The organism is Streptomyces sp. NPDC086835 (assembly GCF_044745705.1).
Taxonomy (GTDB): Bacteria; Actinomycetota; Actinomycetes; order Streptomycetales; family Streptomycetaceae; genus Streptomyces.
This window is the reverse complement of sequence record NZ_JBIVAU010000001.1, coordinates 876,543-890,328: the sequence shown is the minus strand read 5'-3', so window position 1 is coordinate 890,328 and position 13,786 is coordinate 876,543. Positions and strand designations below refer to the sequence as shown.

At 71.7% G+C, this 13,786-nt stretch carries 15 protein-coding genes; 8 read left to right on the top strand and 7 right to left on the bottom strand.

Annotation, left to right across the window (positions count from 1 at the left end; all coding sequences use genetic code 11):
- Window positions 1-8: 8 nt before the first annotated feature.
- Window positions 9-236: a hypothetical protein gene (locus ACIPJI_RS04150; RefSeq protein WP_189473966.1), complete on the bottom strand. Its 228-nt coding sequence runs from the start codon at window positions 234-236 to the stop codon at window positions 9-11.
- A gap of 58 nt (window positions 237-294) precedes the next feature.
- On the opposite strand from ACIPJI_RS04150, the gene map reads away from it, so the two are divergent.
- Complete coding sequence (map, locus tag ACIPJI_RS04145; protein WP_005318390.1) at window positions 295-1,152, top strand: type I methionyl aminopeptidase; 858 nt, start codon at window positions 295-297, stop codon at window positions 1,150-1,152.
- Between the two features lie 135 nt (window positions 1,153-1,287).
- Complete coding sequence (locus tag ACIPJI_RS04140) at window positions 1,288-1,950, top strand: biliverdin-producing heme oxygenase (protein ID WP_356619164.1); 663 nt, start codon at window positions 1,288-1,290, stop codon at window positions 1,948-1,950.
- On the opposite strand, the gene ACIPJI_RS04135 is transcribed toward ACIPJI_RS04140, so the two are convergent.
- Entirely contained in the window at window positions 1,940-2,752 is an 813-nt protein-coding gene (locus ACIPJI_RS04135) for a PhzF family phenazine biosynthesis protein (RefSeq protein WP_356619162.1), read from the bottom strand. The genes ACIPJI_RS04140 and ACIPJI_RS04135 overlap by 11 nt on opposite strands.
- 215 nt (window positions 2,753-2,967) lie before the next feature.
- On the opposite strand from ACIPJI_RS04135, the gene ACIPJI_RS04130 reads away from it, so the two are divergent.
- Window positions 2,968-3,963, top strand: a complete 996-nt coding sequence (locus ACIPJI_RS04130; protein WP_307706049.1) for a hypothetical protein — start codon at window positions 2,968-2,970, stop codon at window positions 3,961-3,963.
- 216 nt (window positions 3,964-4,179) lie between these two features.
- On the opposite strand, the gene ACIPJI_RS04125 is transcribed toward ACIPJI_RS04130, so the two are convergent.
- From ACIPJI_RS04125 to ACIPJI_RS04110, 4 genes are all read right to left on the bottom strand, one after another.
- On the bottom strand, window positions 4,180-4,938 hold the full coding sequence (locus tag ACIPJI_RS04125; RefSeq protein ID WP_356619160.1) for a bifunctional DNA primase/polymerase: 759 nt from the start codon (window positions 4,936-4,938) through the stop codon (window positions 4,180-4,182).
- Window positions 4,939-5,061: 123 nt separating this feature from the next.
- Window positions 5,062-5,679, bottom strand: coding sequence for a TetR/AcrR family transcriptional regulator (locus ACIPJI_RS04120; RefSeq protein ID WP_402244369.1), 618 nt, complete (start codon window positions 5,677-5,679; stop codon window positions 5,062-5,064).
- A 39-nt stretch (window positions 5,680-5,718) separates the two neighbouring features.
- Window positions 5,719-6,729: a small ribosomal subunit Rsm22 family protein gene (locus ACIPJI_RS04115; protein ID WP_356619156.1), complete on the bottom strand. Its 1,011-nt coding sequence runs from the start codon at window positions 6,727-6,729 to the stop codon at window positions 5,719-5,721.
- Between the two features lie 379 nt (window positions 6,730-7,108).
- On the bottom strand, window positions 7,109-8,476 hold the full coding sequence (locus ACIPJI_RS04110) for a Bcr/CflA family multidrug efflux MFS transporter (RefSeq protein ID WP_402244367.1): 1,368 nt from the start codon (window positions 8,474-8,476) through the stop codon (window positions 7,109-7,111).
- Window positions 8,477-8,567: 91 nt separating this feature from the next.
- Here ACIPJI_RS04110 and ACIPJI_RS04105 point away from each other — a divergent pair, with 91 nt between their 5' ends.
- Window positions 8,568-9,566 (top strand): Gfo/Idh/MocA family protein, encoded by a 999-nt coding sequence (locus ACIPJI_RS04105; protein ID WP_402244365.1) that lies wholly within the window; start codon window positions 8,568-8,570, stop codon window positions 9,564-9,566.
- 126 nt (window positions 9,567-9,692) lie between these two features.
- On the opposite strand, the gene ACIPJI_RS04100 is transcribed toward ACIPJI_RS04105, so the two are convergent.
- A complete protein-coding gene (locus ACIPJI_RS04100) occupies window positions 9,693-11,321 on the bottom strand; it encodes an alkaline phosphatase D family protein (RefSeq protein ID WP_402244363.1) in 1,629 nt (542 codons plus the stop codon).
- A gap of 134 nt (window positions 11,322-11,455) precedes the next feature.
- Here ACIPJI_RS04100 and ACIPJI_RS04095 point away from each other — a divergent pair, with 134 nt between their 5' ends.
- The 4 genes from ACIPJI_RS04095 to ACIPJI_RS04080 all read left to right on the top strand — a co-directional run bounded on the left by ACIPJI_RS04095 (window position 11,456) and on the right by ACIPJI_RS04080 (window position 13,783).
- Window positions 11,456-12,259, top strand: a complete 804-nt coding sequence (locus ACIPJI_RS04095) for an SDR family oxidoreductase (RefSeq protein ID WP_402244361.1) — start codon at window positions 11,456-11,458, stop codon at window positions 12,257-12,259.
- Between the two features lie 85 nt (window positions 12,260-12,344).
- Entirely contained in the window at window positions 12,345-12,668 is a 324-nt protein-coding gene (locus tag ACIPJI_RS04090; RefSeq protein WP_356619146.1) for a MazG-like family protein, read from the top strand.
- Between the two features lie 165 nt (window positions 12,669-12,833).
- The gene (locus ACIPJI_RS04085) at window positions 12,834-13,238 is read left to right on the top strand and encodes a DUF6083 domain-containing protein (protein ID WP_402244359.1); all 405 of its coding nucleotides are present in this window, start codon (window positions 12,834-12,836) and stop codon (window positions 13,236-13,238) included.
- Between the two features lie 128 nt (window positions 13,239-13,366).
- Entirely contained in the window at window positions 13,367-13,783 is a 417-nt protein-coding gene (locus tag ACIPJI_RS04080) for a hypothetical protein (protein WP_402244357.1), read from the top strand.
- The last annotated feature ends 3 nt before the right edge of the window (window positions 13,784-13,786 follow it).

The following is a 13,786-nucleotide window of genomic DNA, read 5'->3' as shown; positions in this document are numbered from 1 at the left end:
CCCGCTCCCTAGTCGTCGGACGGGCGCGCCGCCCCGTCGTGCCAGCGGGGGTCGTTCTCCCACTCGAGATTCCGTTCCCGCGCCGTCTCCATCGCCTGCGTCGCCTCCACACGGGACGCGTACGGGCCGAAGCGGTCCTTCGCGGGGCACTCGGGGCCTTCCTCGACCTTCTTGTGCTGGAGGCAGTAGTACCACTCGCCCGGCTTGCCCACCGTGCGCTTCTTGAACAGGGCCATCGTCTGCTCCTTCCTCTGAGGCCATGCTGCCCCAGCGGGCCTGGTTAGACTCGCTGCCATGTCTGGCCAGTCGCTGCTCGTACCAGGGGAGCTCTCTCCCACCCGATCCGTCCCCGGCAACATCCGGCGTCCCGAGTATGTCGGGAAACCCGCGCCGACCCCGTACTCCGGGCCGGAGGTCCAGGACTCGGACACCATCGAGCGGATGCGTATCGCGGGCCGCATCGCCGCGCAGGCGATGGAGGAGGCCGCCAAGCACATCGCCCCGGGGGTGACCACCGACGAACTGGACCGGGTCGCGCACGAGTTCATGTGCGACCACGGCGCCTACCCGTCGACGCTCGGCTACCGCGGCTTCCCGAAGTCGCTGTGCGCCTCGATCAACGAGGTCATCTGCCACGGGATCCCGGACTCCACGGTGCTGCGGGACGGCGACATCGTGAACCTGGACGTCACCGCGTACATCAACGGTGTGCACGGCGACAACAACGCCACCTACCTCTGCGGTGACGTCGACGAGGAGTCGCGGCTGCTCGTGGAGCGCACCCGGGAGTCGCTGAACCGCGCGATCAAGGCGGTCAGGCCGGGCCGCCAGGTCAATGTCATCGGCCGGGTGATCGAGTCGTACGCCAAGCGCTTCGGTTACGGGGTCGTCCGCGACTTCACGGGGCACGGCATCAACTCGTCGTTTCACTCCGGGCTGATCATCCCGCACTACGACGCGGCGCACGCGACCACAGTGATCCAGCCGGGCATGACGTTCACCATCGAGCCGATGCTCACGCTGGGGACGTACGAGTACGACATGTGGGACGACGGCTGGACGGTCGTGACGAAGGACCGCAAGCGCACCGCGCAGTTCGAGCACACGCTGGTGGTGACGGACACCGGGGCGGAAATTCTTACGTTGCCGTGACGCCCGAGGTGGGTAACGTCTTTACCGACAGGTCGTCGGGAACGCGTTGACTTAGGTAATCCTAAGTAGCAGGATCGGCGGTGGCAACAGCCGCTGTCGTCCGTTCCCGACCGCTTCGGTCCCTGGAGGCCCGCCTTGGATGCAACCGGCACGCCCTTCTCGACGCAGATCCGCCTCGCTTCGCACGAGCGCCACACGACCGTGCAGATGTCGTCCTTCATGGACGATCTGCTCGGCGGACGGCTGAGCGTCGAGGCGTACGCGCGGTACACCGAGGAGCTGTGGTTCGTCTACCGGGCGCTGGAAGGCGCGGCCGGGACGTTGAAGGACGACCCGGTCGCGGGTCCCTTCATCCGGCCCGAGCTGATGCGCACCGCCGAGCTGGAGCGCGACCTCGGGCATCTGCGGGGCGCGGACGTCCGGCCGGAGGAGCTCGTACCGCTGGCGTCGACGGCCGCCTACGCGGCCCGGATCGAGGAGTGCGCGCGGACCTGGCCCGCGGGCTATGTGGCGCACCACTACACCCGCTATCTCGGCGACCTCTCCGGCGGCCAGGTGCTGCGCGACGTGGCGGAGAAGACCTGGGGCTTCGACCGCAAGGGGGACGGCGTCCGGTTCTACGTCTTCGAGCAGATCGCCAACCCGGCGGCGTTCAAGCGCGGTTACCGCGAGCTGCTGGACGCGGTCGACGCCGACGACCTGGAGAAGCAGCGCATGATCGAGGAGTGCCGGGTCGCGTTCGACCACAACGTGGCCATCCTCCGTGACCTCGAGCGGGAGTTCCCGCTCAGCGCGTGACCTCCGGCATGGTCACCGCGTGCGGCAGCCGGGCCCGCTCGCTGCGCTGGAAGCTCATCCGCGCGGCGGGAGCGGGCCGGCGCTCCTCGGCGGACGGGGGCACGGACGCGGGCCCGGCCGGGAGCGCGGGTACCGCGAGGCGTACGCGTCCGCCGATCTCCACGATGCCGTCAGGGCCGGGCGCGGTCAGGATCTGCGACCCACGGCCCTGAGTGATGTTCAGCGCCCGGCCGAGCCGGTCGGTCAGCAGCAGCGCCGCCGCGCCCGTGGCCTCGTCCTCCACCGCGCGGTCGCCGCGCGGCCCGAACGCGCGGGCCCTCACCCGGCCCGCCGCCTCGTCCTGCCACGCCCACGCGTACAGCCTGCCGTCGTCGGGCGGCGGCACGGGCAGCGCGTCGACCTCGGCGGGTGACGCGTACTGCTCGAGCCGCCGCGGCGGCGCCCATTCGGCACGGGCCGTGATCCAGGTGAACTCGCCGTCGTCGCGCACCCACACCTCGCCCGCCGGCGGGCGCACGGCCTGAAGGTCCAGCAGCCAGGCGACGCCGACGAGGGGGTGCCCGGCGAAGGCCAGGCGCTGGGTGGGCGTGTAGATGTCGACGGCGCCGCGCTCCGGGTCGTCCACGAACACCGTCTCGCTGAAGCCCAGTTCGGCGGCGAGGGCCTGCCGGGACTCCCGGTCCGGGTGGCGACGGACATCACGCACCACGCCGAGGGCGTTGCCGTGCCGTCCGTCACCGCCGCAGAAGACGTGGAGGACGTCGAGAACCTCGGGTACGCCGAGCGCGTCGAGTTCGTTCACGCAGGCATTCAAGCATCCCGTCGTGCGCCGGGCCGGACGGTCGCGGCGGGGCGGTGCGGCACGGGCCGCCGGTACAGGGCGTGTTCGGCCCTCCGGCAGGGCCCGGCCGTCGTCGAGGTCACGGTGTGGGCAGTATCCGGTCCCGGCGTCCGGCCTGTCACGGGCCCCGGTAGGGTTCGGACGGTCCATGGGGGTCGAGGAGCAGAAGGCAACCGATGAGAAGGCTGGGTCGGGCGGCGACGGGTCTCGCGGCGACGGCGGTACTGTCCCTGACGGCGAGCGCGTGCGTGACGGTGCACGGGGAACTGGAAGTCGTTCCTTCGGCGACGAAGGACGAGGCGGCGAAGGCTCTCGCGGCGTTCACGGAGGCGTACAACAAGGCCGACAAGGCCTACGACCCGGCGTTGGACGCGGCTCATGTCACCGGTGCGCTCGGCGCGATCAACCAGGCCGGTCTCAAGGCCCGCCAGGTCAACTTCCCGGGCGGCAACCCGAACCATGTGCCGCTGGAGCTGACCGACGCGAAGTTCACCATCCCCAAGAAGGCGGGCTGGCCACGCTGGTTCGTCGCGGACACCGACTCCAACCGCGACCAGGACGACAGCGCGGCGGACAACCGCTGGGTGCTGGTGTTCGTGCGCGCGGGCGCGGACGAGGGGTGGAAGGCCGCCTACCTGACGATCATGCTCCCCCAGCAGATCCCGGCCTTCAGGACGGACAAGGACGGTTACGCCGAGCCCGTCGCCCCGGACAGCGCGGCGACGGCGGTCGCCCCCCGCAATCTGAGCGAGGAGTACGCCTCGTACATGCAGAACGGGAAGCCGGACCACTTCAAGCCCGGCCCGCACACCTCCGCCTGGCGCGAGGACCGCAAGAAGACCGCGAACGTACCGGGCGTCAACACCCAGTACCTCGACCAGCCGCTGGACACCGGCGACTTCGGGCCCCTGGGCCTGATGACGCGGAACGGCGACGCCTTCGTCTTCTTCTCGGTGCGCAACTTCGAACGCCAGACGGCCGCGAAGGGCGTGCGGCTGAAGGTCGTGCCGGACGTCAAGGCGCTGCTGACCGGCCAGGTGAAGGACACGATCACCAAGGAACGGGTCTCCAGCCAGGCGGTCCTCGTTCCGCCGGGCAACGGTGGCGAGCCCGGCCAGGCGGTCGAGGTCGTGGGCCGTCTGACGGGTCTGACCGCGGCGAAGGGCTCGTAACGGGGCCCGCCGTTCGGCGGCGGGCGACCGCCGGGGCTCACCGCTCCGCATGCCGGTGGCTGCCGGGCCGGCTCCGGGCGTACCGCTCACGCGGGACCGTGGCCGGGGCTCACACCGGCCGTACCGCTCCGCGTACCGGTGGCCTCTCGCGGACGGGTCCGCCGTCCGGCGCGGCGCACCGGGCCGCGACCCGAGCGCGAAGCCGAGGGGCGGGGATCAGCGGCCGAGAGGCCAGGCTGCCGCGTGGTGGTCGATGTCCTCGTTCTCCCCCGCGTATTTCGCGCAGGCGTCCGTCAGCGTCTCCAGCAGGGTCAGCGGGTCCGGCAGCGGATGCTCCGGGCCACGGACCCAGGCGACCGCCAGGTCACCGTCGCCGGGGAGACGGGCGGGCGGTACGAGGACGTAGCTGCCGCGGCAGTGCCAGCGCAGACCTGGGTGCTCGTCCATCGTCTCGGGGTGGCAGTCCAGTGCGCAGGGCCACCACTCGTCCTCGTCCTCCGGGGTGCCCCGGGTGGCGGTGAAGAAGAGCATCCGGTCCTCGCCGACCTCTGCGACCGGGCCGACGTCGATGCCCCGCTCGAGCAGCCGGGCGAGTGCGCCCCGGCCGGCCTCCAGGGGGACGTCGAGCACGTCGTGCACCATGCCGGTGGCGGTGATGAAGTTCGCCTCCGGCTGGCCCTGCGCCCAGCGCTGGATCTGCGCCTTGTCGGTCGTGGACTGGGTCTGCCAGGCGAACGAGATCGGATGGGTGGCCGGCGTCGGGCAGCCGATGCGCTCACAGGAGCAGCGGTAGCCGATCGGGTGGGCGGCGGGCGCGAGCGGCAGTCCGGCGGCGGCGGCGGCCAGCAGCAGGTCCTCGCGCTGCGAGTCCTCCGCGTCGGTGTTCCCGCTGCGGCGGCGCAGCCACTGCGCCAGCCTGCTCTCCCGGGAAGGCCTGCCCTCCGTGCCGCGGTAGCGGCCGATACCGTCGCCCATCTATCCCCTCACACCTCACGCTCGCCCCACGCGGACCCTGCCATGGTCCCACCATCCTGCTCCCCGGGTGGCCACAGTCCTCAACCGGGGTGGGGCACGTCGTCATCCCGGGGGCGCACGGGATCAGTGGCGGGGCGCGAGACCGTTCACGGCACAGTCCACGATCTGGTCGGCGTACTCGTGCGTGAGGGGCAGGGTGCGCAGCAGCCAGCGGTGGGCGAGGGGCCCGGTGAAGAGCTCGAGGGCGACGCGCAGGTCGATCCCGGCCCGCACCTGGCCCGCCTCCTGCGCGGCCCGCAGCCGTGTGACGTAGAGCTGGAGCTGGGGCTCGAGCAGCCTTTCGACGAACTGGGCGCCGACCTCCGCGTTGACCACTCCCTCCGCGGCGAGCGCACGGGCGGGGGCGTCGTAGACGGGGGTGTTCATCTCGTCGACGGTGGCACGCAGCACCGTACGGAGGTCGGCCTCGAGGTCCCCGGTGTCGGGGATCTCGTAGCCGCCGGGCCCGGCCGCCTCCGCCGCCTGGTCCGCCATGTCGAGGAACGCCTCGAGGAGCACGGCCGCCTTGGAGGGCCACCAGCGGTAGATCGTCTGCTTGCCGACCCCGGCACGGGCGGCGATGCCTTCGACGGTGGTCTTCGGGTAGCCGATCTCACCGACGAGGCCGAGGGCCGCTTCGTAGATCGCACGCCGGGAGCGTTCGCTGCGGCGGGCGGAGTCGGGTGCCTTCATCTCGGTCATGGCGGCCAATCTAACAACGATGAACCGAGACGTCTCGTCTCACTCTGCTGTGCGGGGCGGCCAGGCGTCGCCCCATTCGGCGTCCCTGGCGTCCTTGTAGAGCGCGCCGTGCCGCTTGGTCACCGTGTCGCGGCGCAGCCCGTCGTCCTTGGTGCAGAGGTCGAGCAGCACCATGCCCTTGCGGATCTGCGGCTTGCGGGTGACGCGGGCGGTCACCGGTTCCACCGGGAAGCGGGTGGCGGCCACGTAGCTGAACTTCTCGTCCTCGTACGCCAGCGAGCCGCCCTTCACCTGGCGGTGCAGGGACGAACGGGAGACGCGGGCGGCGAAGTGGCACCAGTCGGAGCCCGGCTCTATGGGGCAGGCGGCGCTGTGGGGGCAGGGCGCGGCGATGTGCATCCCTGAGGCGATCAGGGCGTCGCGGGCCTCGATGATCCGCTCGTAGCCGTCGGGGGTGCCGGGCTCGACGATGACGACGGCGCCTGCGCCGGCCGCGCGCGCGGACTCCGCGACGACGGCGGCGCGGGCGGCGGGCTCGAGTTCCTTGAGGACGTACGACACCGTGACGAGATCGGTGCTCTCGATACGGAGCGCCGAGCTGATCCGCGAGCGCTGCCAGTGTGCGGCCCGCAGGGAGGGCACCTGCGAGGCGCGGGCCAGCTCCCGGCCGAGCGCGAGCGCGGGCTCGGCCCAGTCCAGGACGGTCGTGCTCGGCGCCGCCTCGTCCCACGCGTCGGCGACCGCCCAGCTCGCGGCGCCGGTCCCGCCGCCGATGTCGGTGTGCGTGCCCGGCACCCAGCCGGGCGCCGCGGCCCGCAGCGCGTCGAGCGCGGCCCGCACCGCCTCGAAGGTGGCGGGCATCCGGTACGCGGCGTAGGCGACGACATCGCTCCGGTCCCGCAGGATGGGCGCGCCGGTGGGGGTGTCCCCCCGATAGTTCGCGATCAGCCGCTCGACGGCCTGAGCGGCCTGCGTGGGCGGCAGCCCGTCCAGCAGCCCGGCGAGGGCGCTGCGCAGGGTCTCGGCGGTGGGGGCGGGGGCGGCGTTCACCGGAAGAGTGTACGCGGGCGGGCGCCGCGCCCGACGTCCTGGCGGGCGGGCCACGACGTCCGAGCGGGGCCGTGGGTCACGCCTGGCGGGCGGGGCGGTCGTGGCCGCTGCGCGGGGCCAGTGCGGGGCCGTGGGTCACGCCTGGCGGGTGGGGCGGTCGTGGCCGCTGCGCGCGGCCGTTTCCCCCCGCCCCTCCCCGAAACCGGGGGCTCCGCCCCCGGACCCCCGCGCCCCCATCGCCGGCGGGGCTTGACATGCCCCCGCCGACGGGCTGGTTCCGCGGAGCGCGGTACGGGGCCCGGGGCTTGCCCCGGTTCGGGAAGGGGCGGGGTGGGGAACAAGCCCGCCGCAGGCGCCCCCGTACCCGGCCCGCACCCCCTCAGACCGCCGCCCCCGCCTTCCCCCTCCACGGCCGGCACAGCAGCAAGAAGCACAGCATCGCCCCCACCCCGCACACCACCTGCACGACCGCCATCGGCACCGCCGTCGACTCGCCCGCTATGCCCACCAGCGGTGAGGCGACCGCGCCGACAAGGAAGGACGCCGTGCCGATCAGCGCCGACGCCGAGCCCGCCGCGTGCGGGGTGCGCAGCAGTGCCAGCGCGTTGGTGTTGGGCATCGCCAGCCCCATCGCGGACATCAGGACGAACAGGCCCGCCGCGATCGGGAACAGTCCCACCTCGCCGAAGACGCCAGAAGTCAGCAGCAGCAGCGCGGTCGCCGCGAGCGTGATCACGGCGAGGCCGAAACCGAGGGCCTTGTCGAGGCTGACCCGGCCGACGAGGAGCCGGCCGTTGATCTGGCCGACGGCGATCAGGCCGATCGAGTTGAGGCCGAAGAGCAGGCTGAAGGTCTGCGGCGAAGCGCCGTAGATCTCCTGCACGACGAACGGCGAGGCAGAGATGTACGCGAACAGGGCGGCGAAGGCGAGCCCGCCGGTGAGCATGTAGCCGGTGAAGACCCGGTCGGCGAGGAGCCCGCGCATGGTGCGCAGCGCCTGGCCCACTCCGCCGCTGTGGCGCTTGTCCACCGGCAGGGTCTCGTCGAGCCATTTGACGACCACGAGCGTGAGCAGGACGCCGACCACGGTGAGGACCACGAAGATGCCGCGCCAGTCGGTGACCCGCAGCACCTGGCCGCCGATGAGCGGGGCGATGATGGGCGCGACGCCGGATACGAGCATCAGGGTGGAGAAGAACCGGGCCATCTCCACACCGTCGTAGAGGTCGCGCACCACCGCTCGGGCGATGACGATGCCGGCGGCGCCCGCGAGGCCCTGCAACAGCCGGAAGCCGATGAGCAGTTCGGCGGTCGGCGCGAAGGCGCACATCGCTGTGGCGATCACGTAGACGAGCATGCCGACGAGCAGCGGGCGGCGGCGTCCCCACTTGTCGCTCATGGGGCCGACGACGAGCTGGCCGAGTGCCATGCCGGCGAGGCAGGCGGTGAGGGTGAGCTGGACGGTCGCCGCGGGTGCATGCAGCGAGTCGGTGACCGCGGGCAGCGCCGGGAGGTACATGTCCATGGACAGCGGCGGCAGCGCGGTGAGGCCGCCGAGGACCAGTGTGACAAGGAGCCCTGCCCGGCGTGCGGCGGCGCCCGGGCCGGTGACGGAGCCGGCAACAGGCGTCGCGGCTGCGGCCGTTGCGGCATCCCGCGGGGCGGGGACCGCAGCGGAGACCGGGGGCGCGGATGCCGGTCCGGGATGAGTGGTTCGTCCTTGTTTGCTCTGGCCGCTCTCCGGCATCTACAGCTCCTAATCCTATTTTCAACATCTATGCTCTCAGCTCGTCCGGACTGATCGAGACCTTTTCGGCGTGAACAGGGGTGGACGAGTGATGAGCAACACCGTGCGGTGGGGCGTACTGGCGACCGGCGGCATGGCCGCGAGGTTCGTCGAGGATCTGGCGGCCACGCCCGACGCCGAGATCGTGGCGGTGGCCTCCCGCACCGAGGCGTCCGCCAAGACGTTCGCCGACCGTTTCGGCATACCGCGGGCGTACGGGGACTGGGCCTCGCTCGCCGCCGACGAGGACGTCGATGTGGTGTACGTCGCAACGCCGCACTCGGCGCACCGGGCCGCCGCCGGGCTCTGCCTGGCGGCCGGGAAGCCTGTGCTGTGCGAGAAGCCGTTCACCCTGAACGCGGCCGAGGCGGCGGAGCTCGTCGAACTGGCCCGCCTCCACGGCACGTTCCTCATGGAGGCCATGTGGATGTACTGCCACCCGGCCGTCCGCCGCATCGCCGAGCTGGTCCGCGAGGGCGCCATCGGTGACGTCCGCACCGTGCAGGCCGACTTCGGGATCGCGGGCCCGTTCGCCCCGGACCACCGGCTGCGGGATCCCGCGCTCGGCGGCGGCGCGCTGCTCGATCTCGGCGTCTATCCGGTCGCGTTCGCGCTGCTGCTGCTCGGCGAGCCGGAGCGGGTCCAGGCGGACGCGCTGCTGTCCCCGGAGGGCGTGGACCTCAACACCGGGATGCTCCTCGGCTGGCCGGACAAGGGGGCGACGGCCCTGCTGTCCTGCTCGATCACGGCCGGCACCCCGGTCACGGCGTCCGTGACCGGGACGGCCGGACGGATCGACGTGCCGGACGGGTTCTTCTTCCCCGAGCGCTTCGTCCTGCACCGCGACGGCGAGGAGCCGGAGGAGTTCCTCTTCGACGGCCGCCGTGACTCGCTGCAGCACGAGGCGGCGGAGGTGATGCGTGCCGTGCGGGCGGGCGAGAAGGAGTCGCCCCTCGTCCCGCTCGACGGCACGCTCGCCGTGATGCGGACGCTCGACGCGGTGCGTGAGCGCATCGGCGTCCGCTTCCCGGGCGAGCGCCACGGCGGATGACGGCACGCACCGCCGCCTGACCCCGGCGACAGCGGGGACCGGCGACATGCTCCGTCAGCGGGGCCCGGCAACAGGAACCGCCCCGGGCCGTCCGGCACGTCGTCGCACGACGTGCCGGACGGCAGGTCAGACCTGCTGAAGCCCGGGGTTCCCCGCTTGCGTCACGAACGACGCGGTCGTGGTGACGGGTGCGCCGGGCGTCGTCACGGCGGCCACCGTGCGGAAGTCGGCGCGTGCCTGCTGCTCTTCGAGGGTGACCGTCACATAGCCGCGGCGTCCGTTGTAGAACTTCATGTGCGGGTTCGCCGTGGTGTACGTCTCCCAGGTGGCCGGCTTGTCGGCACCGTCCTTGCCGCTGGAGATGGACGTGGCCACGATCTCGGTGCCGACGATCTCCGCGCCGGGCGTCTCGTAGTCGCGCTTGATGTCGTAGGCGTACGCGACGTGCACGTCGCCGGTGAGGACCATCAGGTTCTCCACGCCGGCGGACTTCGCGCCGTCCAGGACCCGGTCGCGGGAGGCGGGGTAGCCGTCCCACGCGTCCATGCTGAGCTTGGGGTCGTCGGTCAGGTCCAGGCCGCGCCGGGAGAAGTTGACCTGCTGGGGCACGACGTTCCAGACGGCGGTGGACGCACGCCAGCCGTCGATCAGCCAGCGCTCCTGCTGTGCGCCGGTCATCGTGCGCGACGGGTCCTCCGACTCGGGTCCCGAGACGTGCGCCCGGTCGCCGTACGCCTGGTCCGAGCGGTACTGGCGGGTGTCCAGCACGTCGAACTGGGCCAGCTGTCCGAAGTGCAGCCGACGGTAGAGCTGCATGTCCGGTCCGGCCGGCCGCTGCGGCGCGCGCAGCGGCTGGTTCTCCCAGTACGCCCGGTAGGCGGAGGCCCGGCGCAGCAGGAACTCCTCCGGCGGTACGCCGTTCTCGGGCGTCTCGTCGGCGTAGTTGTTCTCGGTCTCGTGGTCGTCCCAGGTGACGACGAACGGGTGCGCGGCGTGCGCGGCCTGGAGGTCGGGGTCGGACTTGTAGAGGCCGTACCGCAGCCGGTAGTCCTCCAGGGTGACCGTCTCGCGGTTGAAGTGGGCCGGCAGGACGCGGTCGGTGTAATTGCGGGCGCCGCCCGCCGAGTTCACGGCGTACTCGTAGAGGTAGTCGCCGAGGTGGAAGACGACATCGAGATCCTCGTCCGCGAGGTGCCGGTACGCGGTGAAGTAGCCGTCGTGGTACGCCTGGCAGGACACGGCCGCCAGCTTCAGCCGGCCGAGTACGGCGCCGGGGGCGGGAGCGGTGCGGGTGCGGCCGGCGGGGCTGATCCAGGTGCCGGTACGGAAGCGGTAGTGGTAGACCCGGTCCGGCTCCAGGCCGGCGGCCTCGACGTGGACGCTGTGGTTGAACTCGGGGAAGGCGGTGACGCTGCCCCGCTTGGCGATCCGGGCGAACGCGGCGTCGTGGGCGACCTCCCACTGGACCTGGACCCTGGCGTCGGGCATCCCGCTGCCCGGTTCGTACGGCCTGGGTGCGAGGCGGGTCCACAGCACGACGGACCCGGGTCGGGGGTCGCCGGACGCCACGCCGAGCGTGAAGGGGTTCTCGGTGATCTTGCGGCCGTTGACCGTACCGGCGTGCGCGGTGCCTGGCAGGTTCACCGCGAAGGCGAGCGCGGCGGCGGCGGACGTGGCGGTGAGGAAGGTGCGTCGCCCGAAGTGCCGGGCGGCGGCTCTGAGCTCGGGCGAGTGGGTCGTGTGCGCGGGTGTCATGTGGCCCTCCCCTTACGGCTGTTGTCAGTCCGCATTGCAGCCGGAGCCGACGAATCCGCGTTGTCGGGGACACAACATCCGCATGGCGGTCGGATGAGATCCGTGTACGACGCATGCGCGTACGCTGCGCAAGCATGAACGCTGTAGTGAGAATCGCGGTGGTGACAGGCGCGGGCTCCGGCATCGGCCGGAGCGTGGCACTGGAACTGGCACGGGCAGGACAGGACGCGGCCACCAGTTCGACCGTTCGCCCGAAGTGGGCAGTGGCGCTCGCCGGTCGGCGTAACGAGTCTCTGGAGGAGACCGCGGCACAGATCCGTGACGTCCGGCCCGACGCGGACGTGCTCTGCGTGCCGACGGACGTGACCGACCCCGACGCGGTGGCGGCCCTCTTCGCCACGGTGCGCGAACGCTACGGGCGGCTCGACCTCCTCTTCAACAACGCGGGCACGTTCGGGCCCGGCGGCATCCGCTTCGAGGACCTGGAGTTCTCCGCCTGGCGCAAGGTCGTCGACACCAACCTGAACGGGGCGTTCCTGTGCGCGCAGGCGGCGTTCCGCCAGATGAAGGACCAGGACCCGCAGGGCGGCCGGATCATCAACAACGGATCGGTCTCCGCGCACGCGCCGCGCCCGAACTCGGCGCCGTACACCGCGACCAAGCACGCGCTGACCGGCCTGACGAAGTCCCTTTCGCTGGACGGCCGTCCGTACTCGATCGCCTGCGGCCAGATCGACATCGGCAACGCGGCGACCGAGATGACCGGCGCCATGCAGTCGGGCGTCCTCCAGGCCGACGGCCGGATGGCGCCGGAACCGGTGATGGACGCGGCCGACGTGGCCCGGACCGTACGGCACATGGCGGAACTGCCGCTGGAGGCGAACGTGCAGTTCGTGACGGTGATGGCGACGAACATGCCGTTCGTCGGGCGGGGCTGACGGACGGTCGGCACCGCGAGGACGTCAGGGCCCGGCGCCTTTGCGTTCTCCTCCACCGGCCGCCGCACCGTGGCACTCTGCGGTCATGGAGCACACGGACACCGACTGGGAGACGATCGGCCGCCTGCACGACTGGCTGCACGCGCACACCAAGTACCCGCCGGAGCAGGAGGTCCTGCTGCGCGTACTGAAGCTCTCCGAGGAGGTGGGCGAGGTCGCGCAGGCGGTCATCGGCGCGAAGGGCCAGAACCCGCGCAAGGGCACGACACACAACTGGCAGGACGTCGAGGCCGAGCTGTGCGACGTGATCATCACGGCCATGGTGGCACTGCGCACACTCACCCCGGACGCGGCGGAGGTCTTCGCGTCCCACCTCGACCGCGTGGCGTCCCGCTCCCTGGAGACCTGAGCCGCACGCGCCCGTACGCCTGGTTTCGAAATCGTCACTCTCGGAAGACTTCAGGGTGGGGAAGGAAGCATCGCGCTGTAACGGAGCTTCGGGGGGCCGGAGTTGGGCTTTCGATGTGCTGCCTGTGACGGCCCGGGCGCCCGCCTGGACGCCGGCCGCCGCGCCGTGTTGTGCGCACGGTGCGAACACCCCACGAGGTCCGGCAGCGATCCCGTCCGGCTGGGCGACATCCTGACGGCCGCGGGCGACGCGCTGACGTTCGCGACCCGCACGGCCGCCGCCGCCCCGAGCTCCGTGACCTGCCGCGATTGCGGCAGCACCGCGGAGCGGCACCGCACCGTGCACGGCCGCTGGATGCTCATCGAGCCCGGCGCCCTCATGGTCTCCACGGTCCCCGTCGGCCACCGCTGGCGCATCGCGGGTGACGGCACGGCGGTCCACCTGCGATCGGCCACCCCTTCCGACACCTGCCGGGTCAGCCACGCCGACGTCTGCCCGGCCCGCCCGGCGCCCGCCCACTCGCCGGCGTTGCACGCGGTGTGGAGGCGGAACGCCCGGCAGGGCGTGTGACAGATGACCGGACGGCCCTCGGTGCAAGCCGCCAACTCCCCTTTCGCGAAACCTCGTTGACACCTGTTCGTCGGCAGCGGTTTGATCTGGACGCCATCGAACACATGTCTACGGAAAGGGAACACTTCATGATGCGCAGCAAGGCGGTAACGGCCGGCATGGCAATCGTCGCGAGCGGTGCCCTCGTGGTCGGCATGGCAGGTTCCGCCTCCGCGAGCGGCCTCAACGTGAGTGTCAGCCGGTCCTGGGGGACGGCGACGTTCTACCCCGACGGTGACTGGCTCTATGTGACCGACACGTCCGCGGACGGCTACTCGGTGCAGGCCAAGATCGAGCGCTGGCAGAAGATCAACATGGACGCGTGGGGCTGGCGGGACCACCGGACCGGCTGCTACGACACGACCAGCATCGGCCAGCCCGGCACCGGCATCACGACGTGCAACTACGACCTGACCGAGAACGACACGGTGCGGGTCTGCATCGTCCGCAGCAAGGACGGCGTCCGCAACGGCGACTGGCTGTGCAGCGAGTCGACCAAGGCCTGATCA

Bases quoted from the DNA above. Each gene is read 5' to 3' on its own strand.
- ACIPJI_RS04150 (WP_189473966.1), bottom strand. From the start codon at position 236: ATGGCCCTGTTCAAGAAGCGCACGGTGGGCAAGCCGGGCGAGTGGTAC.
- map (WP_005318390.1), top strand. From the start codon at position 295: ATGTCTGGCCAGTCGCTGCTCGTACCAGGGGAGCTCTCTCCCACCCGA.
- ACIPJI_RS04130 (WP_307706049.1), top strand. From the start codon at position 2,968: ATGAGAAGGCTGGGTCGGGCGGCGACGGGTCTCGCGGCGACGGCGGTA.
- ACIPJI_RS04125 (WP_356619160.1), bottom strand. From the start codon at position 4,938: ATGGGCGACGGTATCGGCCGCTACCGCGGCACGGAGGGCAGGCCTTCC.
- ACIPJI_RS04120 (WP_402244369.1), bottom strand. From the start codon at position 5,679: ATGACCGAGATGAAGGCACCCGACTCCGCCCGCCGCAGCGAACGCTCC.
- ACIPJI_RS04110 (WP_402244367.1), bottom strand. From the start codon at position 8,476: ATGCCGGAGAGCGGCCAGAGCAAACAAGGACGAACCACTCATCCCGGA.
- ACIPJI_RS04105 (WP_402244365.1), top strand. From the start codon at position 8,568: ATGAGCAACACCGTGCGGTGGGGCGTACTGGCGACCGGCGGCATGGCC.
- ACIPJI_RS04100 (WP_402244363.1), bottom strand. From the start codon at position 11,321: ATGACACCCGCGCACACGACCCACTCGCCCGAGCTCAGAGCCGCCGCC.
- ACIPJI_RS04095 (WP_402244361.1), top strand. From the start codon at position 11,456: ATGAACGCTGTAGTGAGAATCGCGGTGGTGACAGGCGCGGGCTCCGGC.
- ACIPJI_RS04090 (WP_356619146.1), top strand. From the start codon at position 12,345: ATGGAGCACACGGACACCGACTGGGAGACGATCGGCCGCCTGCACGAC.
- ACIPJI_RS04080 (WP_402244357.1), top strand. From the start codon at position 13,367: ATGATGCGCAGCAAGGCGGTAACGGCCGGCATGGCAATCGTCGCGAGC.